Raw genomic sequence first — 23,047 nt, 5'->3', positions numbered from 1 at the left:
AATAGTTTGCCGTGATACTTGCAGGGATCGGTCAAGGCCATTGAAATTCCCGCCTTCACCGCCTTTTGTCGGCCGCAGAGGCCGGCTAGCCAAAACAACTGAATGGTAACCCTGCCTCGGATAGACTTGTCACCGTGTCCACTCCCCCGACCATCCTCGTCTTCGATTCCGGCCTCGGCGGCCTCACCGTGCTGCGCGAGATCGTCCGCGCCCGGCCCGACGCGCACTATGTCTATGTCGCCGACGACGCCTTCTTCCCCTATGGCCACCACACCGAGGACGAGATTATCGCCCGGATGGTGCCGCTGGTCGGCGAGCTGATCGAGGCCCATGCGCCCGACCTCGTCGTGATCGCCTGCAACACGGCATCCACCCTGGTGATGTCGCATTTGCGCGACGCCTACCGCCTGCCCTTCGTCGGCACAGTGCCCGCGATCAAGCCGGCCTGCGCCTCGTCGAAAACCAGGCGCGTCTCGGTGCTCGGCACCAGAGGCACCGTGAAGCGGGAATATACCCGCAAGCTGATCTCGGATTTCGCGCAGGGCTGCGAGGTGACTCTGGTCGGTTCCGGCGAGCTCGCCTCGCTGGCGGAAGCCGCGCTCAGCGGCGACAGCGTGCGCGACGAGGATATTGCGGCCGAGCTCGCACCCTGCTTCGTCGGCGATGGCGCCAATGACCCCGCCCGCACCGATACCGTCGTGCTCGCCTGCACGCACTATCCGCTGCTGCTGGAACGCCTGACCAGGCTCGCGCCCTGGCCGGTCGACTGGATCGATCCGGCGCCCGCGATCGCCCGCCGCGTCGCCGATTTGCTCGGTCCAGCCGGCATGGAGAGCGATGGGGCCGGCGCCGAGATGATCTTCACCTCGAAGCGCCCGCATGCGCTGACAGAGGCGCTGACGCCGTTCTTCGGCGGCCGCGTTCCGGCCTGATCCTTTTCGCCGTCACCATGTGCTGCTAGCTTCCCCTCGCCTCATCGAGGGAGCACTGCATTGACCTCAGCACCGCTGACGCCGCTCAACCGCCTGCGCAAGATGTGGCGCGACAAGCGCCCGACCTTCGGCGCGATCGCGACCATTCCGAGCATCCAGACCGTGCAGATCATGGCGCAGTCGCTGGACTGGATCATCGTCGATCTCGAGCATGGCCCGATCGATCTCGGCACCGCGCATGCGATGATTGTGGCCACCTCAGGGACGCCGTGCGTGCCGATGGTGCGGATCGCCGCCAACGAGCCGCACCTCGCCAAGGCGCCGATGGACATCGGCGCGCTCGGCATCAACTTTCCGATGATTTGCAACCGCGGCGACGCCGAGAAGGCCGCGCGCAGCGTGCGCTATCCGCCGAAGGGCGACCGGCTCTGGGGGCCGTTCCATGCGCCGTTCCGCTGGGGCGTCTCGATGAACGACTACATGGCGACCGCCGACGACGACATGATCTGCATGATCACGATCGAGCATGTCGATGCCGTGAACCGGATCGACGAGATCATGGCGACACCCGGCATCGACCTCGCGGTGATCGGGCCCGGCGATCTCGCCACCTCGATCAACAAGCGCGGCCTGCCTGACGACCCCGAAGTGGTCGCGCTGATGCAGCGCGCCGAAGAAGGCATCATGAAGAGCGGCGTGCCGATCGGCGGCGTCGCGCGCACCGCCGAGCAGGCCAATGCGATGATCGAGCGGGGTTACCTAGCGCTCGCGCTCGGGTTCGACTGGTCGCTGTTCCAGCGCGGCATCGCCGCCGCGTTCGCCGGGATCAAGCGGTAGGCGTGACGCGTGGCTGACAGCGCGCTTCGCGCGCTCACCTGCCGACGCGCGAGTTCCGCTCACGTCATCGAGGAGCCACGGCGACGCTCAGCGGCGCGCGTTCAGCATCGTGCCTGTGGGTGAGCACGGCAATTGCCCAAACAGCTTGTAAGCCCCGCGTAAGCAAGGCCGCACAGATTCCACGACAGCCTGCGCTATTGGATGAACGGACTAATCCCAATGTCGAAACCACAGATCACACAACGCTTGCTTTCCGCCGCGATTCCGCACTGCTAGACTTTCGCGCCTTGCGAGGAAAATGCATGTTCAGGAAATTGCTGCTTGGTCTCACCGTGGTTGCCTTTGCCGGTGCCGGCGCTGCCCTTGCGCAGCAGAGCGGCATCAAGCGGACACCGCTGCGGAAGGTCGATTTCCCGGCGGGCTACAACACGGTTACGGCGATTGCCGAGGTTTCGGCGGGGGGTGCGTCGGGTCGTCACAGCCATCCCGGCGCTGAAACCGGCTATGTGCTCGAAGGCGAGGTGGAACTTGTGATCGACGGCAAGCCGCCGCTGAAGCTGAAGGCGGGCGGTTCCTACTAGATCCCGGAAGGTGCGGTGCACGACGCCAAAACTTCCGGCGACAAACCGCTCAAGGTGCTAGGGGTCTACGTGGTCAAGGCCGGCGAGCCCTTGGCCAAACCGGCGCCGTGAGCCGAACCTGTCGGCCTCCGACCAGTTGGTTCATGTTGGCTTCAGGTGCGGCGAGCAACCATTCGAGCTCGCCGGGCCTTTGTTTTTTGCCTGATTGCAGGGATATGAACCGAACAGATGGGCGGTAAATTTCGTCGGATTTCACTGCCGCGCCGTCTCGTCGCCGATCTGATGTACGCGTCCGCCGGCCTGCCGTTCGTCTCCCTGACACGCTCGCTGAACGTTCGTGCGGTGGTCGAGGCCCGCGCACGCGCGGCGCAGGCGCCGGGCTGGGCCTCGATCTTCGTCAAGGCATTCGCGCTGGTCGCCAAGAGCCGACCCTGCGCACGCTGGACGTCAAATGGCCGTGGCCCTGCCTCTACGAATTGCCGCGCAGCGTCGGCATGGTGGCCGTTGCGCGCGTTGAGAAGGGCGAGGACTGCGTGCTGTTCGAGCGCGTCTGCGCAGCCGACGAGATGGCGCTCGGCGATGTCGATGCGCTGATCCGGCGCGCCAAGACCGCGCCGCTGCACGAGATCCCCTCATTCCGCAAAACCCTCTGTGTGACGCGCCTGCCGTTTCCGCTGCGCCGCCTGGCATGGGCGATCGGGACGAATTTCGGCCGACAGCGCGCCAATTTCTGCGGCAGCTTCGGCGTCACCTCGGTTGCGGCCTATGGCCCGGGCGAGTTGCACGCGCTGAGCCCCGGGCCATTCCTGCTGAGCTATGGCGTGATCAAGCCGGACCACACCATCGATGTGGTGCTGCGCTGGGACCATTTGGTCTGCGACGCCGCCCTGATTGCGCAGACCCTGACCCGGCTCGAGCAGGTGCTCGGCCGCGAAATCGCCGCCGAATTGGGCGCGATCCGGCCGCAAGCCGACGCCCGGCCGGTCCGAGCCGCCGGAACCCGGCTTTGAGCGGCGAAAGGGGCGATTTTGACGCCGATTCGGCCCAAATCGCCCCGCGTTTTGTTTGACAGAGCCCGACTTTCTCCTTAAGACCACCCTTGCTCGCGGGCCGGTTTCGGCCCGCGATGCGTTTCGCGACCCGTGGTTCTCCCCGAGCTTTCGAGGCGAACCTGTCGGTACGGGCCTTTTGGCCGGTACACAGGAGGGCGCGTCTCCTCAAACCTGAAACTGACAAAACGCCGGGCGCTTCGTGCGACGGCTATCAAAGAGGACGCGATGACAAAGCGCAGCGAGGCGAAGTACAAGATCGATCGCCGCATGGGCCAGAATATCTGGGGCCGCCCGAAGAGCCCCGTGAACCGCCGCGAATACGGCCCCGGCCAGCACGGCCAGCGCCGCAAGGGCAAGCTCTCCGACTTCGGCGTGCAGCTCCGCGCCAAGCAGAAGCTTAAGGGCTACTACGCCAACATTTCCGAGCGCCAGTTCCACGGCATCTATGTCGAGGCCAGCCGCCTGAAGGGCGACACCGGCGAGAACCTGATCGGCCTGCTCGAGCGCCGTCTCGACACCGTGGTCTATCGCGCCAAGTTCGTCGCCACGATGTTCGCCGCGCGCCAGTTCATCAACCACGGCCATGTCAAGGTGAACGGCCGCAAGGTCAACATCGGCAGCTACAAGCTGAAGGTCGGCGACACCATCGAGGTCAAGGAATCCTCCAAGCAGCTCACCCCGGTGCTGGAAGCCGCCCAGTTGCCCGAGCGCGACCTGCCCGACTTCCTCGAAGTCGATCATGGCAAGATGACCGCGAAGTTCGTCCGCATCCCGGCGCTCGGCGACGTGCCGTTCCCGGTGCAGATGGAGCCGCATCTGATCGTCGAATTCTATTCGCGCTGATCACAACAGCGTTGCGAGATCCGAAAGGCCCCGGTTTTGCCGGGGCCTTTTTGTTTGGCTACAGTCGCGGCACCTCGACCGAGAGAAACATCATGCACTACACCCCTGCCCGGCCCGATCCCAAGGCGCCCGCCGTCCGCATCAATCTGTTGTCGGACACCCAAACCAAGCCGACGCCGGCGATGCGCGAGGCGATGGCGAGGGCGGAGGTCGGCGACGAGCAGGTCGGTGACGATCCGACCACCAACGAGCTCTGCGCCCGCGTCGCCGATCTGCTCGGCAAGGAAGCCGCCGTCTTCATGCCGTCGGGCACGATGTGCAACGTCGCGGCGACGCTGGCCTATTGCAGCCCCGGCGACGAGATCCTGGCGCACGCGACCGCGCATATCATCGCCCGCGAGGGCGGCGCGCATGCCGCGCTCGGCGGCTTCCAGATCACGCAGCTGCCGGGCGATGACGGCCAGTTCACGCCGGAGACGTTTCGCGCCGCGCTGCATCCGCGCACCCGCTACCAGCCGCCGCAGGTGCTCGTCAGCGTCGAGCAGACCGCCAATATCGGCGGCGGCACGATCTGGAAGAAGACCGCGCTGGACGAGGTCGTGCGCATCGCCAAGGAGCACGGGCTTGTGACCCACATGGACGGGGCGCGGCTGCTGAATGCGACGGTCGCCACTGGCATCTCGCCGCACGACATGACGGCGGGCTGGGATTCCGCCTGGATCGATTTCTCCAAGGGCCTCGGCGCGCCGATCGGCGGCGTGATCGCCGGCACCCGCGCCTTCATCGACGACGTCTGGCGCTGGAAGCAGCGGCTCGGCGGCTCGATGCGGCAGTCCGGCGTCTGTGCCGCCGCCTGCATCTACGCGCTCGATCACCATGTCGATCGCCTCGCCGACGACCACGCCAATGCGCGGGCGCTGGCGCGCGGGCTGTCGCAGATCAACGGCATCGCCGTGCAGGCGCCCGAGACCAACCTCGTGTTCTTCAAGCCGGACGGCGCCGGCGTGTCGGGCGACAAGATGGTCAGCGAGTTGCGCAAGCGCGGCGTGACGCTCGCGATGATGGACGACCGGATCAGGGCCTGCACGCATCTCGACGTCACGGCCGCGATGATCGAGGAAGCGGTCGGTCACGTCAGGGACATCGTGCGCGGGGCGTAGCTACGTAGCCCGAGCGTCTACCGCCCCATCGCTTGATAGATCAGCGTCTTCAGCTCCTGCTGGATCCGGCCGCGCTGTGACGGCGTCTGCACCATGAAGATCCCGAACAGATCGTCGGCGGGATCGATGAAGAAGAACGTGCCGCCGACGCCGTCCCAGCGATATTCGCCGAGCGGCCAGGACGTGTTCGGCGGCACCGAGATACGGACCGCAAAGCCGAGGCCGAAGCCGGAGTTCGGGCCCGGATAATAGTTCTTGTCGCGCACGACACCGGTTTCGGGACCGATGTGATCCGAAGCCATCAGCGCGATGGTTTCCGGTTTCAGATAGCGCTTCCCCCCATAGCTGCCGCCGTTCAACAGCATCTGCGAGAAGCGTGCATAGTCGCCGACGGTGCCGACCATGCCGCCACCGCCGGACTCCCAGCGCAGCGGCTTGCGCGGGTCGCGAACCTCGGCCACCGGGCTTATCCTGCGATCCTTCGGCATCGGCTCGGCGATCAGCGGCCATTTCGCCCGGTCGGCAACATAGAATGCGGTCTCGTTCATCCCGAGCGGGCCGAGCAGCCGCTCCTTCTCGACCTGGAACAGGGGTTTCCCCGAGATTACCTCGATGACGCGGCCGAGCACGTCGGTGGAATGGCCGTAGTCCCATTGCGTGCCGGGTTGTTCGGCGAGCGGCAGCGCCGCGAGCCGCGCCGTGAATTCGGCATTGTCGGGATCGTTGTCGAACAGGCCGGCATCAGCGTAGGTCTTGTTCACGACACCGCCGCCATAATAGCCGTAGGGCAGTCCTGCCGTGTGGCGCATCAGGTCTTCGATCGTCACCTGACGCTTGAGCGGCTCCAGCGTCATCGTCGCCTTGCCCTCATCACCGCGCTTTTCGACGCCGACCTTCATCTCGGCAAAGGCCGGGATGTATGTCGACACCGGGTCGGTGAGCGCGAGCTTGCCCTCCTCCACCAGCATCATGGCGATGACTGACGTGATCGGCTTCGACATCGAATAGAGCCGGAAGATGGTATCCGCGCTCATCGAGAGTTCGGTTGCGACGTCGCGAACCCCGAAATTCTCGTAATAGACCGGCTTGCCGTGCTGCTGCAGCAGCAGGATCGCACCGGGGATCTTCCCGGCCGCGACCTCGTTCCTGACAAAGTCGGAGACCTTGGCAAGGCCCTCCGCCGAGAAGCTATGCGCGGCCGGCCCCGCGGAGCCGGCCTGCGCAACCGTTGGCGACGAGAGCGACCGCGAGTGCCGCGACGAACGCGCGGCACTCGTGCATATCAGTTTTCCATGGCTTCATAGACGAGTTGCTTCAGCATCCGCTGGATGGGCTGGCGCTGGCTCGGTGTTTGCTCCAGCAGGATGAAGAACATGTCCTGCTTGCGGTCAATCACGTAATAGCAGCCGCTTGCTCCGTCCCACTTCAGTTCACCGAGATCGCCGGGCGGCGGCGGCTTCGCAGTGCCCGGATCGGTACGCACCGCGATGCCAAGCCCGAAACCGAAGCCGTCGCCGGGGAAGTAGAAAAAGTCGCGCGCGACGCCGGAGCCCGGGCCGACGCGGTCGGTCGTCAGTTCCTTGAATGTCTCGGGCTTCATGATGGTCTTGCCGTCGAGGGTGCCCCCGTTGAGGAGCATTTGCGCGAAGCGCGCGTAATCCGCCATGGTCGAGACCATGCCGCCGCTGGCGGATTCCCATTTCTTCACCTTGGTTGGATCGTTGACCCGGCCGACCCGGAAGTCGCTGTCGTTCGGCATCGGCTCCGCCATCAGCTTCTGCTTCTCGGGATCGGTGACGAAGAAGCCGGTGTCCTTCATCCCAAGCGGGTCGAGCAGCCTTTCGCGCTCGATCGTCGAGAGCTTCTCGCCGGTGGTCACCTCCATCACGCGTGCCAGGATGTCGGTGGAATGGCCGTATTGCCAAAGCTCGCCGGGCTGGTTGTGCAGCGGCAGCTTGGCGATCCGCTCGGCGAATTCGGCGAGGTCGAAATCGCCGCCATAGATGTTGGCTTCCTTGTAGGCCTTGCGGACCAGGCTGTCGCCATAGAAGCCGTAGGTGATGCCCGACGTATGCGTCATCAAATCGAGGATCGTGATCGGGCGCTGCGGCGGCACCAGTTCGAGCGTCTTGGTGCCGTCCTCGGCCTTCTTCTCGACGCCGACCTTCACGTCGGCAAAGGAAGGAATGTATTTCGAGACGGGATCATCGAGCTTGTATTTTCCCTCCTCCAGCAGCTGCATCGACACCACGGCGGTGATCGACTTGGACATCGAAGCCAGCCGGAAGATGGTCTTGTCGGTGATCGGCGCCTTGCTGACCACGTCCTGCACGCCGAAGGCCTCGTGATACACCGGCTTGCCGTGCTGCTGGATCAGGACGATGGCGCCGGGAATCTTTCCGGTTGCGACCTCGTTCTTGAAGAACTCGCTGATCTTGGCGAGCTTGTCGGGGTTGAAATGCGCGCCCGCCGGAATCTCGTAGGTGCCCTCGGTGTGCGCGTACGCCAACGATGCCGCCAGCAACACCGCGCCGGCTGCGGCGGCGCACGTCAAACGAAGTGAATGCATTTGATTGATCCCTCCCCGGAAATCACGGGGAAGTGTAGCGGCGGTATCATCAGGCACAAGGGCTACCGAAGGCGTCCAGCACCTCCTGATGAAGCTCACCGCTCTGGGCCGAGAAGCAGCAGAAAACCACTTGCGTGACACTTGGGGCTGACGACAGGGCATCGACGACAGCTTTGACGGCGATTTTGGCGGCCCGATCAGCCGGGAAGCGGTAGATGCCGGTGGAGATCGCAGGGAAAGCGACAGACTGAAGCCCGTGCTTTTCACAGAGCTCCATCGAGCGGCGATAGCAGGATGCAAGCAGACTGTCCTCGTCGAGCTTGCCGCCATTCCACACCGGACCGACCGCATGGATGACGTGCTTGGCAGGCAGCCGATACCCTTTGGTGATCTTGGCCTCGCCAGTCTTGCAACCGTGAAGCACACGGCATTCGGCGACCAGATCCGGCCCGGCAGCGTCGTGAATCGCGCCGTCGACGCCGCCGCCGCCAAGCAGCGACGAATTGGCCGCGTTGACGATGGCGTCAACGCGCAGGGTCGTGATGTCGGTAACGATGACTTCGAGCCGCGCCTTGCCGATCTGGCGCGCCGTCAAGGTCAGGCAGCCACGTCGACCGGGATGCCCTTGTCGGCAAACAGCTGCTGCAATTCACCGGCCTGGAACATCTCGCGGATGATGTCGCAACCGCCGACAAACTCGCCCTTCACATAGAGCTGCGGAATCGTCGGCCAGTTCGAATAGACCTTGATGCCGTCGCGCAGCTCGGCCGATTCCAGAACGTTGAGGCCCTTGTAGCCGACACCGATGTGGTCGAGGATTTGCACGACCTGACCGGAAAACCCGCACTGCGGGAATTGCGGCGTGCCCTTCATGAACAGCACGACGTCGTTCGACTTCACTTCGTTGTCGATGAATTGCTCGATGCTCATTTTCGCTTCCTTCGGGGGCGGCGCTCTCAAGCCTTGCGGGCCGGCCCACCCTTCTAACCCGTGACTGGCTATATATGTAGCTCAAACCATTGTGCATCCAAAGCAAAATGGCGGAAATCTGGCATGCGGCGCGGGCCGGACGGCACCGCAAAAAGGGCCGGGATTATCTGACGGGCCCAATATCATCATGGGGGAGGCTTTTTTCCCGTAACGGAGCCCCTATCTAGGACGAACTGTCCGTCTGGAACCAGTTTACCGAAGCAACGTTCTCCCCTTGAATCGGAGACCATCGTTGACGAAACCAGCCTTTGCCCCGGCCGCCATTCCCGGCACCTCCCCGTCATTGTCCTCCGAATCCGGTTCGCTCGCGCAGCGGCTGGTGGACGCCTATCGCGCGGTCCGCGAGGAGACCGAGCGCCGGACCGCGCCGCTGTCGGCGGAAGACCAGCTGATCCAGTCGATGCCGGATGCGAGCCCCGCCAAGTGGCACCGCGCCCACACGACCTGGTTCTTCGAGCAGTTTCTGCTCGGCGAGCACGTCAAGGGCTACACGCCGTTCCACCCAGACTACGCCTATCTGTTCAATTCCTATTACGTCAGCGCCGGCCCCCGCCATGCCCGCCACCAGCGCGGCCATCTGACCCGTCCGACCGCCGACGAAGTCACCACCTACCGCCGCCATGTCGACGCCGAGGTGGTGAAATTCTTCCAGACCGCCCCGACGGACAAGCTCGCGGCGCTGGTGCCGCTGGTCGAGGTCGGGCTCAATCACGAGCAGCAGCATCAGGAGCTGATGTACACCGACATCCTGCATGCCTTCGCACAGAACCCGATCCCGCCGGCCTACGATCCGGCGTGGCGCTTCCCGGCATCGCAGCGCGGGCCCGAGGAATGGGTGACGCTCAACGAGGGCATCCACACCGTCGGCCACGCCGACGACAGCTTCCATTTCGACAATGAGAAGCCCGCGCATCGCGCGCTGGTCGGCCCTGTCAAGCTCGCCAAGAAACTCGTCACCAATGCCGACTGGCTCGCCTTCATGAAGGACGGCGGCTACTCCACCGCCACGCTGTGGCTGATGGACGGCTTCGGCACCGTGAGCAACGAGGGCTGGCAGGCGCCGGGCCACTGGCGCGAGATCGACGGCGAATGGAAGATCATGACGCTCGGCGGTCTGCAGCCGATCGATCCGCAGGCTCCCGTTTGCCACGTCAGCTACTACGAAGCCGACGCTTTCGCCCGCTGGGCCGGCAAGCATCTGCCGACCGAGATGGAATGGGAGGTCGCGGCCCGCGCCGGCCTGCTCAACGACGCCTACGGCATCGTCTGGCAATGGACCCGCAGCGCCTATTCGCCCTACCCGGGCTACCGCGCGATCGAAGGTGCGCTCGGCGAGTACAACGGCAAGTTCATGGTCAACCAGCTCGTGCTGCGCGGCTCGTCGCTGGCGACGCCTGCCGGTCACAGCCGTGTCACCTACCGCAACTTCTTCTATCCGCACCATCGCTGGCAATTCACGGGGTTACGCCTCGCCGACTATGCCTGATTGAGTCCTGTCGACATCGATAACGCGTCGGTAAGCGCGTTCGGGAGAGTATCATGAATGTGCATGCCGCCGCTTTGGCCAAAGCGTATCCGTTCGACGAAGCGACCTCGGCGTTTGCCGGCGATGTGATCGGCGACCTCGCCCGTCACCCGAAACGGCTGTCGCCGAAATATTTCTACGAACGCCACCGGCTCGGAGCTATTCGAGCAGATCACGGTGCTGCCGGAATATTATCCGACGCGCACCGAGCTCGGCATCCTGCGCGACCGCGGCAACGAGATCGCCGCGATCATTCCGGACGGCGCAGCGCTGGTCGAGTTCGGCGCGGGCGCGACCACCAAGGTGCGCCTCTTGCTCGAGCACTGCGAATTCGCCGCCTATGTGCCGGTCGATATTTCCGGCGATTTCCTCAAGGCCCAGGCCGATGGCCTGCGCCGGGATTTTCCGGGTCTCGGCATCTATCCGGTCGCGGCCGATTTCACCACGCCGTTCGCACTGCCCGAAGCCGTCGCCGCCATGCCGAAGGTCGGCTTCTTCCCGGGCTCGACGCTCGGCAATTTCGAGCCAAGCGAGGCCTTGGCCTTCCTGCGCAGCGCGCGCAAGATCCTCGGCCACGGCGCGCAGATGATCATCGGCGTCGACCTCGAGAAGGACGAGCGCGTGCTGTACGACGCCTATAACGACGCGGCCGGCGTCACCGCCCGCTTCAACCTCAATGTGCTGGTTCGGATCAACCGCGAGCTCGGCGGCAATTTCGACCTGTCGGGCTTCACCCACCGCTCGATCTACAACCGCGACCGCCACCGCATCGAGATGCACCTGATCAGCCGCAAGGCGCAGACCGTGCGCATCCTCGGCAACACATTTGCGTTCCGTCCGGGCGAGAGCATTCACACCGAGAACAGCTACAAATACTCGCTCGAGCGATTCACCGCGCTCGCCCGCAGCGCGGGCTGGACGGTGCGCGACAGCTGGACCGACGCCAACACCATGTTCTCGGTGCACGCGTTGGTCGCGGACTAAAACCAAAACCGGGGGATGGGGCAACAATCATGGGCCGGCGTGCGCTGCAGATCGCGACGGCCCTGCTCGCCCTCGTCCCGATCCTGACCGGCATCATCACCATGCTCGGCGTGAGCGATCCGCTCTACGCCTCGTCGGGCGTTCCGGCGCTGCCGGTGCTCGACAGCAATCTGCGCTTCTTCGGCGGGGTCTGGCTCGGTCTCGGCCTCGCTTTGCTCTGGCTGGTGCCGCGCATCGAAACCGAGAGCGTGCTGTTCCGCGTGGTCTGGGGCGGCATCTTCCTCGGCGGCATCGGCAGGCTGCTGTCGATGGCGATGGTCGGCCCGCCGCCGCTGCCCTTCGTGGGCTTCACTGCGCTCGAGGTGATCGGCGCCCCGCTGTTCGTCTATTGGCAGCACCGCGTGGCCACCGCCGGTCGCAGGTAGCGACCCGCGCTATTCTTCCTCCCCGCTCGACCGCAGCGAGATCGATTCCCACGCCGCGACCACGATCATGATCGCGGTGGTGACGATCGAAAGCACCAGCGGCGACATCTCGCGGGCGAAATAGGCCGTGATCGCAAGTGCCACGATGCCTATGCCGTGCGAGAGCTGCAGGAAGTTGCGGATCACGTATTTGAACAGGATGGTCCCGACCAGGAACAGCGCAGCGCCGCCGACCGAGCTCACGATGGTCTTCAGGTCGGAATGGCCGGACGGGTGCTTCAGCACCAGTTCGTCGGCGACTGCGGTGAGGATGATGCCGCCGACGATCGGCATGTGCAGATAGGTGTAGGCGATCCGCGCCACGCGGCCGGATTCCTCGGACTTGGAGATCATGTCCGCGCCGGCCTCGGCGCCCTTGTGGAAATAGATCCACCACATCGCGATGCTGCCGACCAGCGCCGAGATGAATGCGGCGACATTCTCCAGCGTCCAGGTCAGATCGGCAAAGGTCGCGCCGTCGACCACGATGGCCTCGCCGAGCGCAATGATGATGAAGCCAGCGCAGCGCTCGGCCATGTGGCCGCCCTCGACCGACCAGGCCTCCATCGAGGAGAAGCCGAGCCCAGGGGTCCAGAACCGCAGAGCCGGCGCGACGTACTCGATGGCAAGCGCCGCGATCCAGAGCCACATCCGCGTCTCGTGCTCGGCGAAGCCGCCGAGAATCCAGAGCACTGCCGAGCAGGACAGCCAGGTCAGGATGCGGATCGCGTTGTGGCGCACCGCGGTCCGGAGCCGCGGCGTCGCCAGCAGCCAGAACGCGGTACGGCCGACCTGCATCGCCGCATAGGTCCCGGCAAACCACAGCCCGCGGCCCTCGAAGGCGGTCGGGATCGACGTCGACAGCAGCAGCCCGCCCAGCATCAGGACGAACAGCAGCAGGCGGACCGGCGTCAGGTCGGGATTGAGCCAGTTGGTGACCCACGTCGTGTAGACCCACACCCACCACACCGCGAGGAACAGCACCGTGACCTGCACCGCGCCGAGCGGGGTGAAGTGGTGCAGCAGCGTATGCGACAGCTGCGTGACGGCGAAGACGAAGACGAGGTCGAAGAACAGCTCGGCATTGGTGACGCGGCTGTGCTGGTTCGGCACGATGACGCGAAACATCGCGCCGCGCGGATTGTCTGCCATCGCTTGGGGCCCCGCCCGCTGGCCGGAGCTCTAGCCTTCCGGCACGCCGGTCTGCAGGGCCAGCGCGTGCAGCACGCCGCCCATCTGGCCCTTCAGCGACTGGTAGACGATCTGGTGCTGCTGAACGCGGGACTTGCCGCGGAATGACTCGGAAACGACAGTGGCCGCGTAGTGGTCGCCGTCGCCGGCCAGATCACGGATCGTCACCTCGGCATCAGGGATCGCTGCCTTGATCATCGATTCGATATCACGGGCGTCCATCGGCATCCCAGTCCACCTCCGTCAGGTCATTCGAATCAGGGCCGATTCGGCCAGGAAAACTAAGACGAAACCTAGGATAAAACCTCAGACAAAACCTAGCGCTTGAGGTCTTCTAGGTCATCCTGGGGCACACTATATTCCCATTCCCAGCGATTTAAACCTGCATCAATCGGTCACAAGCCATCACGCCGAAATGACCAGAAGAGGCGCAGAATCATGAAGCTCCCCGGCCCCGACCATCCGATCACGATCACGCCCAATGCCAAGCGTGTCCGCGTCACCGCCGACGGCGTCGTCATCGCCGAGACCACCCATGCGCTGACCTTGAAGGAAGCGAGCTATCCGGCCGTGCAATACGTCCCCCGGCAGGACGCCAACATGGAGCTGTTAACCCGCACCGAGCGGACCACGCATTGCCCCTACAAGGGGGACGCGAGCTATTTCAGCATCAAGGCCAACGGCAAGACGCTGGACAATGCGATCTGGACCTATGAGGCGCCCTTTCCGGCCATGACCGAGATCGCCGGCCACCTCGCCTTCTATCCGGACAAGGTGAAGATCGAGGAAGTCGCCTAGACCACCGCGCCTGCCGCACGCGCCGGGCCTCGCCCGGCCGCTTCGTCGTGTGTCCACCCAGCCTGAAAAAGCGGAAATGCCCGGGCGAGGCCCGGGCATGTTCGGCCGGATCGCCGCTAGACCCTGAATATCGTGAGCCCGAGGATCAGCAGCACCAGGAAGATCACGACGAACACGTAGAACAGGAAGCGCGCGATGTCGGCGGAGGCGGCGGAAATGCCGGTGAAGCCGAGCAGGCCCGCGATGATCGAGACGACAAGGAAGACCAACGCCCATTTCAGCAGTGTCATTGCTTGCTCCACAAACCGCGCGCGCTCAGCGCGTCCACCCGACAACGCCCGCCACCGACCCCGGTTCCAGAACGAAACAATCACTGAAATGACCGACCTCGACACCTCGGAATCGGGACGATTGGGCCTTGCTGAATCGGGTTCCCGATTGCAACATCCGGCTGCAGACCCGGCTGGGGGCACCATGAAATCGATTGCTCACGCGGCTCCGGCCGTCGATGTCCAGGCAGCACCGAAGCTCCACAAGCGCAACGTCGCCCTGGACCGTGCACGCACCTTCCTGACGCTGGTCGTGCTGCTGCATCACGCGGTGATCCCCTACACCCATTTCGGCCACACCGACCCGACGTCCTGGATCGGCTTCGACTGCGTGGTGCTTGCCACCGACAGCTTCTTCATGGCGATGTTCTTCTTCCTGTCGGGGCTGTTCGTCTGGCCCGGGCTCGGCCACAAGCCATGGCTGATCTTCCTGCGCGACCGGCTGCTGCGGCTCGGCCTGCCCTTCGTGGTCTGCGCGTTCACCGTGATTCCGATCGCCTATTACGCGATCGCACTGCGCGCGACGCCGGACCTGACCTTCTCCGAATTCTGGTGGAGGACCATGATTTTCGGACCCTGGCCGAGCGGCCCGGTCTGGTTCGTCTGGGTCTTGATGACCTTCGACGTGACGGCGAGCGTGCTGTACCGGGTGTCATCGCGCCTGCTCGAGCCGATCAACCGTCTGTCGATCAAGGGATTTGAACGTCCCTCGAAGTTCTGGCTGTTCCTCGTCGTCGTCAGTGCCGCAGCCTACCTGCCGATGCTGGTCCATTACGGCCAGAACTACTGGTTCGAGCTCGGACCTTTCTCGGTGCAGGCGAGCCGGGTGCTGCTGTATGCGTCCTACTTCTTCATCGGTGCAGGGGTTGGAGCGGCAAACCTCGAGGGCGGCCTGCTCAGCGCGCACGGACGGCTGACTGAGCGGCGCTGGTTCTGGACCGGCATCACGGTGATCCCCTACTGCTTGATGTGGGTGATGATCTACATCAAGCGCGAGATCATCGGTAACCCCGATCCGCTGCCGGGCTGGTATCTCACGTCCTACGGCACCTTCTACGTGCTGTTCAGCGCCTCGATCCTGTTCGCGATCCTGGCCTACTTCCTGCAATCGAAGGCGCAGGGACCGACGCTGCTCGACCGCATGCAGGGCGACGCCTACGGCATGTTCCTGGTGCACTATCCGATCGTGCTGTGGCTGCAATACTGGCTGTTCGATATGGAATTGCCGGCGATCGCCAAGGCAGCGATCGCGTTCTTCGCCACCGTGGCGCTGAGTTGGGCCGCCACAGCCGTGCTGCGCAAGCTGCCGGGCGCCAAATACGTGCTGTAATTACGCCGCACGTAGTATTCGCGACGTCGAGACTGCGCTCCCTCTCCCGCTTGCGGGGCAGCGCCAGGGTGGAGTCTCTCTCCGCGCATCCCACCTGGGGAGCGCTGACGGCAAGATTGCGGCCAACAAGTTGCGCACAACCTGCCATTGGTCACATGTGGCCATGTGATTCTCGGTTATGCTGGCCGGACTGCTGACCCTAGGGAGTCCTGAGATGAACGACCCTCAAGTTGGATGGATCGCCGCAATTATCGTCGGCGGATTGGCCGGCTGGCTCGCTGAGATGTTCATGAAGACCGGAACCGGCATCTTCATGAATATCATCCTCGGCATCGTCGGCGCCGCGCTGGCGAACTGGCTGTTGGGTCTGCTCGGCGTGTCGCTCGGCGGCGGATGGATCGGCTTTCTCATCGCCGGCTTTATCGGCGCAGTGATTATCATCTTTGCCTGGCGCGCGATACGCGGCGCCACCTAGCGCTTGATCCGAAGGGATCGCGCCTGGACACAAGACAATAGCGCGATGATGGGTTCATCGCGCTATTGAGACCTTGTTCGCTCGGCGTTGCAGCGACCGATCCGTCTGGATCAGGCGGCAGCGCCGTGCATGTAGTTCGGCAGCCAGTGCTCGAAGGCGTGGGACAGGCTTTCGATCGTCACAGGCGGCTCGCCGGCGACCGCAATCGCCTCGCCGCCGGTGGTGCCGATGCGCGCACAGGGCACGCCGGCGCCTTTCATCTTGGCGAGCACGAGGCCCGCGTCGGCCGCGGGCACACTGACGATGTAGCGCGCCTGATCCTCGCCGAACCAATAGGCATGCGGCACGATCGAGGACGGCGCCGCCAAGAGCTGCGCGCCGATGCCGCTTGCGATCGCCATCTCGGCGAGCGCGATCAGGAGCCCGCCGTCGGAGACGTCATGCGCCGCACTCGCGGTGCCAGCGTGGATCATGCCGCGCACCACGTCACCGTTGCGCTTCTCGGTGGCGAGATCGACCGGCGGCGGAGCGCCCTCCTCGCGGCCGCAGACATCGCGCAGGTAAACCGACTTGGCCGAGCCAGCCTTGCGTGTCGCCGACCAGCAGGATCGCCTCGCCCGCCGCCTTGAAGGCCAGGGTCGCCGACTTGGTGAAGTCGTCGAGCAGGCCGACGCCGCCGATCGAGGGCGTCGGCAGGATACCGCGGCCATTGGTCTCGTTGTAGAGCGAGACGTTGCCGGACACGACCGGGAAGTCCAGCGCGCGGCAGGCTTCCGAAATGCCCTTCAGGCAGCCGACGAACTGGCCCATGATTTCGGGCCGCTCCGGATTGCCGAAGTTGAGATTGTCGGTGATGGCGAGCGGCCGGCCGCCGACCGCGGTGATGTTGCGCCAGGCTTCGGCGACCGCCTGCTTGCCGCCCTCGAACGGATCGGCCTCGCAATAGCGCGGCGTCACGTCGACGGTGAGCGCGAGCCCCTTCGGCCCGTCCTCGACGCGGACCACGGCGGCGTCGCCGCCGGGGCGCTGCACGGTATTGCCGAGGATGACGTGGTCGTACTGCTCCCAGACCCAGCGCTTCGAGCACAGTTCGGGCGTGCCGATCAGCTTGGTCAGCGCCTCTGCGATGCCGAGCGGCGGCTTGACGTCCTGCCCGCGGATCACCGGCAGCGCAGTCGATACGACGTGCGGGCGGTCATAGACCGGCGCCTCGTCGCCGAGCTCCTTGATCGGCAGATCGGCCATCACGTCGCCGCCATGCTTGACGACGAAGCGCTTGCTCGGCGTGGTGTAGCCGACGATGGCGAAATCGAGCCCCCATTTGCGGAAGATCGCTTCGGCCTCTTTCTCCTTCTCGGGCTTGAGCACCATGAGCATGCGCTCCTGGCTCTCCGAGAGCATCATCTCGTAGGCGCTCATGCCGGTCTCGCGGGTCGGCACCGCGTCGAGATCGAGGTCGACGCCAAGATCGCCCTTGGCGCCCATCTCGACCGCCGAGCAGGTCAGGCCGGCCGCGCCCATGTCCTGGATCGCGATCACGCAATCGGCTTCCATGATCTCGAGGCAGGCTTCGAGCAGCAGCTTTTCGGCGAAGGGATCGCCGACCTGCACGGTCGGGCGCTTCTCCTCGGAGGCGTCGTCGAATTCGGCCGAGGCCATCGACGCGCCGTGGATGCCGTCGCGGCCGGTCTTGGAGCCGAGATAGACGATCGGCATGTTCACGCCGGAGGCCGCCGCGTAGAAGATCTTGTCGGCGTCGGCGAGGCCGACCGCCATCGCGTTGACCAGGATGTTGCCGTCATAGCGGGTGTGGAAACGCACCTGGCCGCCGACCGTCGGCACGCCGAACGAATTGCCGTAGCCGCCGACGCCCGCGACCACGCCGGACACCAGATGCCGGGTCTTAGGGTGCTCAGGGGCGCCGAAGCTCAGGGCGTTCAGGCAGGCGATCGGGCGGGCGCCCATGGTGAAGACGTCGCGCAAGATGCCGCCGACGCCGGTGGTCGCGCCCTGGTAGGGCTCGATGTAGCTCGGGTGGTTGTGGCTCTCCATCTTGAAGACCACGGCCTGGCCATCGCCGATATCGATCACGCCGGCATTCTCGCCGGGGCCCTGGATCACCCAGGGGGCCTTGGTGGGCAGCCCGCGCAGATGGATGCGCGACGACTTGTACGAGCAATGCTCGTTCCACATCGCCGAGAAGATGCCGAGCTCGGTGAAGGTCGGAACCCGCCCGATCAGCTTCAGGATGCGCTCATACTCGTCCGGCTTCAGCCCGTGGGCAGCGACGAGTTCGGGGGTGATTTGAGGCTCGTTCTTGGGCGCGGTCATGGGACCCTTATTAGGTAGATCGAACGGGGGCGAAAAGGCCTTTTACGGCCCATTTCCGGCCTGTCCAGAGCTTTGCGGCGGTTTGGCGCGGCCCGGGATTTGCGGCCCGGAATTGCACCTGGGATTTGCACAATGGGGATGGATCGGATTTAAGGTCCCGAACCCGATAATTGAAGGCCAGATTACGTGAACGAGCTCGCCAAGACCGCACTCACTACGGCATTCAACCGCCGCCCCGACCTGCACGTCGAGACCGAAGGCGAATTCGCCGGCTGGCGAACCTGGACCCGGGACAGTTTCGAGACCCATACCGGCCCGTTTTACCACCGCATGGACGAGAACAGCCGCATCGCTTGCGCCTTCCGGGTCGGCCCGAAGCACCTCAACGGCTCCGGCAACGTCCATGGCGGCTGCCTCATGACCTTCGCGGATTACTGCCTGTTCGCGCTCGCCTCCCCGGTGCTCCAAGGCCCCGGGGTCACGGTCTCGTTCGCTTCGGAATTCCTCGACGCCGCCCGCGAGGGTGCCTTGATCGAATGCAGCGGCGAGGTCACCCGCGCCGGTGGATCGCTGATCTTCGTGCGCGGCATGCTGACATCGGCCGAGCGGCCGCTGTTCAGCTTCTCCGGCGCCATCAAGCGGACGAAGCGCAAGGCGCCGGCGGCGACGACAGCGTAAAGCGCGCCGGAGGCCGCTCCGATTGAATCGGAACGGGCTCCGGATTTTTCGTCGACGCGTTTTCTTCACGTGAACCGCTACCTTCGCGCGAAAACGCTTCGCGTCTGTGGACACACACTGTCATCCAGCCGTTACATCGCCGCGGGTTGAATCGACAGCACAGCGCTAGCGCGTTGTGTTCACGCGCGTTTGTCGCGTGAAGCCACGCACACGCCGGCTGTGACGCGACGACATGCTGTCGTTGCGTCGTCGCGCGCGCGTCACATGCACGTCAGCCAAGCCCCCGAAGATTGCTGAACGGTTTCTGTTTGTGCATTCGCGCAGCGAGGTTGGGGCATTCTCATGAAATTGAAGACGTTTGCTTCCGTCACGTCGGTGATGTCGCTTGTCGCATCGCTGGCGTGCGTTGCAACTCCGGCGCGCGCCGGCCAGGACGGCGACAATGGCGATCGCGGTGTCGGAGAGTCCCGCGATCAGGATCAGGATCAGGACCATGACGGCGAGCATCATGGCCGCAAGCCGCGCGTGGTGATGATCTCGCTCGATGGTGCCAAGCCCGATTTCATCCAGAAATTCATCGAGGAAGGCGTGCTGCCGCGCGACGGCGGCCTCGCCCGGCTCAGCCGGCGCGGCGCAGTAGCACTGCAGAACGTGACGGCGTCACCGTCGCTCACCGCGGTCTCGCACATTGCGATCGCGACCGGTTCGACGGCGGTCCATAACGACATCCCTTCCAACACTTTCGAGCCGATCGTCGGCCCGATCTCCAGCAGCATCAGCGGCTTCGCTGCGCCGATCGGCGGCTACAACGAAAGCCCGCTCGGGCCGTCGGCGCACCCGACGGCACAGCCGCTCTGGGTGCAGCTGCGCCAGCAGGGCAAGAAGGTTATCACCGCGACGTGGCCCGGCGGCGACGGCGCCGACATCTCGATCAACAAGACCGTGGTGCAGCCGGCCCAGCCGACCCGCGTGACCGACTTCACAGTGCCGTTCGGCGCATTCGGCGGCATCGGGGCCCAGGGCTTCTCACTGTCGCGCAGCGACTTTACGACCGATCCCGGCAAAATCGTCGCGACGCTGCAGGCTGCCGGCCGTTTCTCGTTCAGCCCGGTGCTGGTGACCTCGGCGCCGATCGAGACGTTCTCATGTTCCGCGGCGGCGACCGCGACCTGCACCAACGCCTCGACACTCGACGTCAAATATTCGATCCGCGTCGCCGCCATCGACACCACCAACGACCGCAAGGTGAACTACGACACGCTGGTGTTCTTCGATGCCAACCGCGGCATCACCGCAGGACCGTTCCACGCGCCGTCGACCGGCCCGGCCTACGTCAAGTTCGGCGGCGAGAACGCCCCGTTCTTCTTCGAGGGCAGCGGGGCGAAGGTCGGCGCCGCGTACTTCGTCTCGGCGCTGTCGCCGGACCTCTCGGTGGTGCGCTTCGCCCGCTACAGTGCCAACTTCATCCCGCGCAACACGCCGGTGCTGGCCGACGTCGACGACATCAACAACAACATCGGGTTCTGGCGTCCACAGGCCGACTTCCGGATTCCGGAGCGGCTGAGCCCCCGGCTTCACCAACTTCCCCGACGTCGAGATCGAGACGATGTTCGAGGACATGGTGAAGACCTTCGTGCGCTACCAGGCCAATATCGGCGAGCGCGCGATCAAGACCCATCCCGACGCCGATCTCGTCATGGTCTATATCGAGCAGCCCGACGGCTCCGAGCACCAATTCCTGCTGACCGATCCGCGCCAGGGCACCAGCCCGATCGACCCGAATTCGATCGGCGCCAACCAGGATCCTGCCAAGGTCAAGCGCTACGCATCCTACATTCGCTTCGCCTACCAGACCGCGGATAAGGCAGTGAAGCAGATTGCCGACGCGGCGGGCCGCGACAGCAACGTCGTCGTGGTGTCGGACCACGGCTTCGCGCCGTTCCATACCTCGGTCAATCTCACCAACATCCTCCGCAACGCGGGTATCGACGCCAGCAAGGTCGGAATCCGCACCTCCGGCCCGGCCGCCGGCATCTACGTCAACCTGCAGAACCGCGAGCTCGGCGGGCACCGTCGATCTGGCGACCTATCGTACCCTGGTCGCGCAGATCACCGACGCGGTGAAGAACGCGGTCGACCCCAATGCGCGCTTCAACTACTCGCTCAAGGATCAGCGCATCTTCACCGTCGTCGAGATCCGGCCGCTGCAATGCGACGCCGGTACCGGACAGTGCACCAGCAAGACCGTCGGCCAGGACTATGGCGACGTGTTCGCGCTGATGGCCCCCGGCTACAATTTCGACGGCATCCAGAACCCCGGCGTCGCGCGCCAGGGCGATGCGCCGTTCAATTCGGCAACCACCGCGCTGTCGATGCCGAACTTCTACGGCGCCCACGGTCACGACCCCGAGCTTCCCGTGATGAGCGCGACGTTCATCGCCGCGGGGCCGCAGATCCGCAAGGACACCGTGGTCAGGCACATGCGCAATATCGACGTGGCGCCGACCATCATGCGGCTCCTCGGCGCCACACCGCACCGGGTCGACGGCGAGGTCCTGAGCGAGGTCCTGCGCTAGGATCCTTCGGCAAATTCAGTGCGGTGGACGCCGGCTGGCGTCCACCGCCTCCCCGATTTGCGGCCCGGAATCATCACGCGCGCGGCGTGCCGAAACGCACGATCACCTCGGCAAGCGGAATGTGACCGACGCAGGCTCCTGACCCCGGACTGCTCTCGCCCTTCTCCAGCGCCGTCGCGTAGATCACGGCCGGATCGGCCTCCAGCCGTGCGCGGAGTGCGGCCAGTTTCGGCCAGCGATTGCGGCCGGCGACGGCGTGGAAATCGAGCCAGCGCGCGACACCGATCAGCAGCCCATCCGCCAAACTCGGGTGGTCACCGAGCAGGAACGGCGCATCGCCGATCAGCTCCTCGAGCCTGTCGTGCCGCTGCACGACATTGCCCTGCCCCCACTGCCGCAACGCAGACTGCATCGCGGGATTCGGCGTCTGCATCTCCAGCGCCGCCCACAGCGGACTGAACGCCGCGGTGAAGCCGGTGTTCACGAAAGCCATCAGCTGACGCATCCGGTCCGCCTGCGGCGACAACGGGTCGAAGCTGATGCGGCGCTCGGTATCGCGTGCCGCGAGCCAGCTTGCGATCGCCATGTTCTCGGTGAGCACACCGCCCTGGTCTGTGACGAAGGCCGGCGTCTCATGCCGCGGATTGATCCGCGCATAGGAGGGATCGCGCATTTCGCCGAGCATGTCGACGCGGCAAAGGCGATAGGGCTTGCGTAGCCATTCGAGAGCTGCAACGAGCCCCATGGAGCTTCCGAGCGGGAAGCCATAGATGAGGATAGGTTCCATGATGTGTCTCCGGTGATGTCTGACGATCACGCTGCGCAGCGGAGCCGGACCCTATTCGCCACATCCGTGAAGTAAATTACGCACCTTTTTGTAACCACGAGCCGCCATGAAATCTCTCGTCTCCCGCTGCCCGATCGAGGAAGTGATGCAGATCCTGAGCGGCCGCTGGCCGACGCTCTTGATCTATTATCTGAAGCAGGGCACCAAGCGCTTCAGCGACCTGCGTCGCGACAACCCGACCATCTCGCACAAGATGCTGACCCTGGAGCTTCGCAAGCTGGAGGACGCCGGCATCGTCGAGCGCACCGAATTCGAAGGCTATCCGCTGCGCGTCGAATACCAGCTCACGCCGGCCGGCCACCGGCTCGTGCCGCTGATCGACGCTCTCGGAGACTGGTGGGAAACAACGTCGGATGCCGGTGTCGCTAGCAACGAACCGGCCGTTTCGAAGACCGTCGTGCGTGACTGAACGACGCGAAACGCCGCACAACTTGGCTCTGGCCTCGGGTAAGCTCCCGCAGTATCAGTTTTGATGCACGGGGAGCCAATCAAGGTGCCGAAGAGCACAACCAGAGCATGATCCGGAAAAGTGTGAAGCGGTCTTCCGAAAAGATC

The 23,047-nt window shown here is 64.7% G+C and carries 19 protein-coding genes and 7 pseudogenes; 17 read left to right on the top strand and 9 right to left on the bottom strand.

Annotation, left to right across the window (positions count from 1 at the left end):
• Nucleotides 1–134 precede the first annotated feature (134 nt).
• From murI to ACVWW1_RS04365, 6 genes and pseudogenes are all read left to right on the top strand, one after another.
• A complete protein-coding gene (gene murI / locus ACVWW1_RS04390) occupies nucleotides 135–932 on the top strand; it encodes a glutamate racemase (RefSeq protein ID WP_456654977.1) in 798 nt (265 codons plus the stop codon).
• A gap of 102 nt (nucleotides 933–1,034) precedes the next feature.
• Nucleotides 1,035–1,769, top strand: coding sequence for an HpcH/HpaI aldolase family protein (locus ACVWW1_RS04385; RefSeq protein ID WP_456656619.1), 735 nt, complete (start codon nucleotides 1,035–1,037; stop codon nucleotides 1,767–1,769).
• 302 nt (nucleotides 1,770–2,071) lie between these two features.
• Nucleotides 2,072–2,461, top strand: a pseudogene (locus tag ACVWW1_RS04380) (cupin domain-containing protein).
• Nucleotides 2,462–2,578: 117 nt separating this feature from the next.
• Nucleotides 2,579–3,360, top strand: a pseudogene (locus tag ACVWW1_RS04375) (acyltransferase).
• 267 nt (nucleotides 3,361–3,627) lie between these two features.
• Nucleotides 3,628–4,245, top strand: coding sequence for a 30S ribosomal protein S4 (rpsD, locus tag ACVWW1_RS04370; RefSeq protein ID WP_176530327.1), 618 nt, complete (start codon nucleotides 3,628–3,630; stop codon nucleotides 4,243–4,245).
• Between the two features lie 92 nt (nucleotides 4,246–4,337).
• Nucleotides 4,338–5,405 carry a threonine aldolase family protein gene (locus ACVWW1_RS04365; RefSeq protein ID WP_456654976.1) on the top strand — a complete coding sequence of 356 codons (1,068 nt, stop codon included), beginning with the start codon at nucleotides 4,338–4,340 and terminating at the stop codon, nucleotides 5,403–5,405.
• A 17-nt stretch (nucleotides 5,406–5,422) separates the two neighbouring features.
• Here ACVWW1_RS04365 and ACVWW1_RS04360 read toward each other — a convergent pair.
• The 4 genes and pseudogenes from ACVWW1_RS04360 to grxD form a co-directional block, all read right to left on the bottom strand.
• Nucleotides 5,423–6,707 (bottom strand): annotated as a pseudogene (locus tag ACVWW1_RS04360) (serine hydrolase domain-containing protein).
• A complete protein-coding gene (locus tag ACVWW1_RS04355) occupies nucleotides 6,688–7,974 on the bottom strand; it encodes a serine hydrolase domain-containing protein (protein ID WP_456654975.1) in 1,287 nt (428 codons plus the stop codon). The pseudogene ACVWW1_RS04360 and the gene ACVWW1_RS04355 overlap by 20 nt, the downstream one beginning before the upstream one ends.
• A gap of 49 nt (nucleotides 7,975–8,023) precedes the next feature.
• Nucleotides 8,024–8,575, bottom strand: coding sequence for an O-acetyl-ADP-ribose deacetylase (locus ACVWW1_RS04350; RefSeq protein ID WP_456656618.1), 552 nt, complete (start codon nucleotides 8,573–8,575; stop codon nucleotides 8,024–8,026).
• The gene (gene grxD / locus ACVWW1_RS04345) at nucleotides 8,572–8,904 is read right to left on the bottom strand and encodes a Grx4 family monothiol glutaredoxin (RefSeq protein WP_028336765.1); all 333 of its coding nucleotides are present in this window, start codon (nucleotides 8,902–8,904) and stop codon (nucleotides 8,572–8,574) included. The genes ACVWW1_RS04350 and grxD overlap by 4 nt, the downstream gene beginning before the upstream one ends.
• Before the next feature lie 292 nt (nucleotides 8,905–9,196).
• Here grxD and egtB point away from each other — a divergent pair, with 292 nt between their 5' ends.
• From egtB to ACVWW1_RS04330, 3 genes and pseudogenes are all read left to right on the top strand, one after another.
• On the top strand, nucleotides 9,197–10,450 hold the full coding sequence (gene egtB / locus ACVWW1_RS04340; RefSeq protein WP_456654974.1) for an ergothioneine biosynthesis protein EgtB: 1,254 nt from the start codon (nucleotides 9,197–9,199) through the stop codon (nucleotides 10,448–10,450).
• A 53-nt stretch (nucleotides 10,451–10,503) separates the two neighbouring features.
• A pseudogene (gene egtD / locus ACVWW1_RS04335) lies at nucleotides 10,504–11,473 on the top strand (L-histidine N(alpha)-methyltransferase).
• A gap of 29 nt (nucleotides 11,474–11,502) precedes the next feature.
• Nucleotides 11,503–11,898 (top strand): DUF4345 domain-containing protein, encoded by a 396-nt coding sequence (locus ACVWW1_RS04330; RefSeq protein WP_456654973.1) that lies wholly within the window; start codon nucleotides 11,503–11,505, stop codon nucleotides 11,896–11,898.
• 9 nt (nucleotides 11,899–11,907) lie between these two features.
• Here the strand turns inward: ACVWW1_RS04330 and ACVWW1_RS04325 are convergent, their stop codons facing one another.
• Nucleotides 11,908–13,089 (bottom strand): low temperature requirement protein A, encoded by a 1,182-nt coding sequence (locus ACVWW1_RS04325; protein WP_456654972.1) that lies wholly within the window; start codon nucleotides 13,087–13,089, stop codon nucleotides 11,908–11,910.
• A 30-nt stretch (nucleotides 13,090–13,119) separates the two neighbouring features.
• Nucleotides 13,120–13,356: a BolA family protein gene (locus tag ACVWW1_RS04320; protein ID WP_021077843.1), complete on the bottom strand. Its 237-nt coding sequence runs from the start codon at nucleotides 13,354–13,356 to the stop codon at nucleotides 13,120–13,122.
• A gap of 210 nt (nucleotides 13,357–13,566) precedes the next feature.
• Between ACVWW1_RS04320 and ACVWW1_RS04315 the strand changes: the two genes are divergently transcribed.
• Entirely contained in the window at nucleotides 13,567–13,926 is a 360-nt protein-coding gene (locus tag ACVWW1_RS04315) for a DUF427 domain-containing protein (protein ID WP_176530318.1), read from the top strand.
• A 116-nt stretch (nucleotides 13,927–14,042) separates the two neighbouring features.
• On the opposite strand, the gene ACVWW1_RS04310 is transcribed toward ACVWW1_RS04315, so the two are convergent.
• Nucleotides 14,043–14,216 carry a DUF1328 domain-containing protein gene (locus ACVWW1_RS04310; protein WP_021077845.1) on the bottom strand — a complete coding sequence of 58 codons (174 nt, stop codon included), beginning with the start codon at nucleotides 14,214–14,216 and terminating at the stop codon, nucleotides 14,043–14,045.
• Nucleotides 14,217–14,400: 184 nt separating this feature from the next.
• Between ACVWW1_RS04310 and ACVWW1_RS04305 the strand changes: the two genes are divergently transcribed.
• Both ACVWW1_RS04305 and ACVWW1_RS04300 read left to right on the top strand, forming a co-directional pair.
• Nucleotides 14,401–15,585 carry an acyltransferase family protein gene (locus ACVWW1_RS04305; protein ID WP_456654971.1) on the top strand — a complete coding sequence of 395 codons (1,185 nt, stop codon included), beginning with the start codon at nucleotides 14,401–14,403 and terminating at the stop codon, nucleotides 15,583–15,585.
• Between the two features lie 214 nt (nucleotides 15,586–15,799).
• Nucleotides 15,800–16,060 (top strand): GlsB/YeaQ/YmgE family stress response membrane protein, encoded by a 261-nt coding sequence (locus ACVWW1_RS04300; protein WP_456656617.1) that lies wholly within the window; start codon nucleotides 15,800–15,802, stop codon nucleotides 16,058–16,060.
• A 110-nt stretch (nucleotides 16,061–16,170) separates the two neighbouring features.
• Here the strand turns inward: ACVWW1_RS04300 and purL are convergent.
• Nucleotides 16,171–18,391 (bottom strand): annotated as a pseudogene (gene purL / locus ACVWW1_RS04295) (phosphoribosylformylglycinamidine synthase subunit PurL).
• 186 nt (nucleotides 18,392–18,577) lie between these two features.
• Here purL and ACVWW1_RS04290 point away from each other — a divergent pair.
• The 4 genes and pseudogenes from ACVWW1_RS04290 to ACVWW1_RS04275 all read left to right on the top strand — a co-directional run bounded on the left by ACVWW1_RS04290 (nucleotide 18,578) and on the right by ACVWW1_RS04275 (nucleotide 21,645).
• The gene (locus ACVWW1_RS04290; protein ID WP_456654970.1) at nucleotides 18,578–19,069 is read left to right on the top strand and encodes a PaaI family thioesterase; all 492 of its coding nucleotides are present in this window, start codon (nucleotides 18,578–18,580) and stop codon (nucleotides 19,067–19,069) included.
• Nucleotides 19,070–19,411: 342 nt separating this feature from the next.
• Nucleotides 19,412–19,924: pseudogene (locus tag ACVWW1_RS04285) on the top strand (alkaline phosphatase family protein); the annotation flags it as partial.
• 751 nt (nucleotides 19,925–20,675) lie between these two features.
• Nucleotides 20,676–21,056: pseudogene (locus tag ACVWW1_RS04280) on the top strand (alkaline phosphatase family protein); the annotation flags it as partial.
• Between the two features lie 133 nt (nucleotides 21,057–21,189).
• On the top strand, nucleotides 21,190–21,645 hold the full coding sequence (locus tag ACVWW1_RS04275; protein ID WP_456656699.1) for a hypothetical protein: 456 nt from the start codon (nucleotides 21,190–21,192) through the stop codon (nucleotides 21,643–21,645).
• 73 nt (nucleotides 21,646–21,718) lie between these two features.
• Here ACVWW1_RS04275 and ACVWW1_RS04270 read toward each other — a convergent pair whose 3' ends face one another.
• On the bottom strand, nucleotides 21,719–22,432 hold the full coding sequence (locus ACVWW1_RS04270; RefSeq protein WP_456654969.1) for a glutathione S-transferase family protein: 714 nt from the start codon (nucleotides 22,430–22,432) through the stop codon (nucleotides 21,719–21,721).
• Between the two features lie 106 nt (nucleotides 22,433–22,538).
• Between ACVWW1_RS04270 and ACVWW1_RS04265 the strand changes: the two genes are divergently transcribed.
• Complete coding sequence (locus ACVWW1_RS04265) at nucleotides 22,539–22,901, top strand: winged helix-turn-helix transcriptional regulator (RefSeq protein WP_456654968.1); 363 nt, start codon at nucleotides 22,539–22,541, stop codon at nucleotides 22,899–22,901.
• The last annotated feature ends 146 nt before the right edge of the window (nucleotides 22,902–23,047 follow it).

The organism is Bradyrhizobium sp. JR3.5, assembly GCF_054057015.1.
Note: the sequence above shows the minus strand (reverse complement) of the source record. Positions and strands in the feature narration are given on the sequence as shown.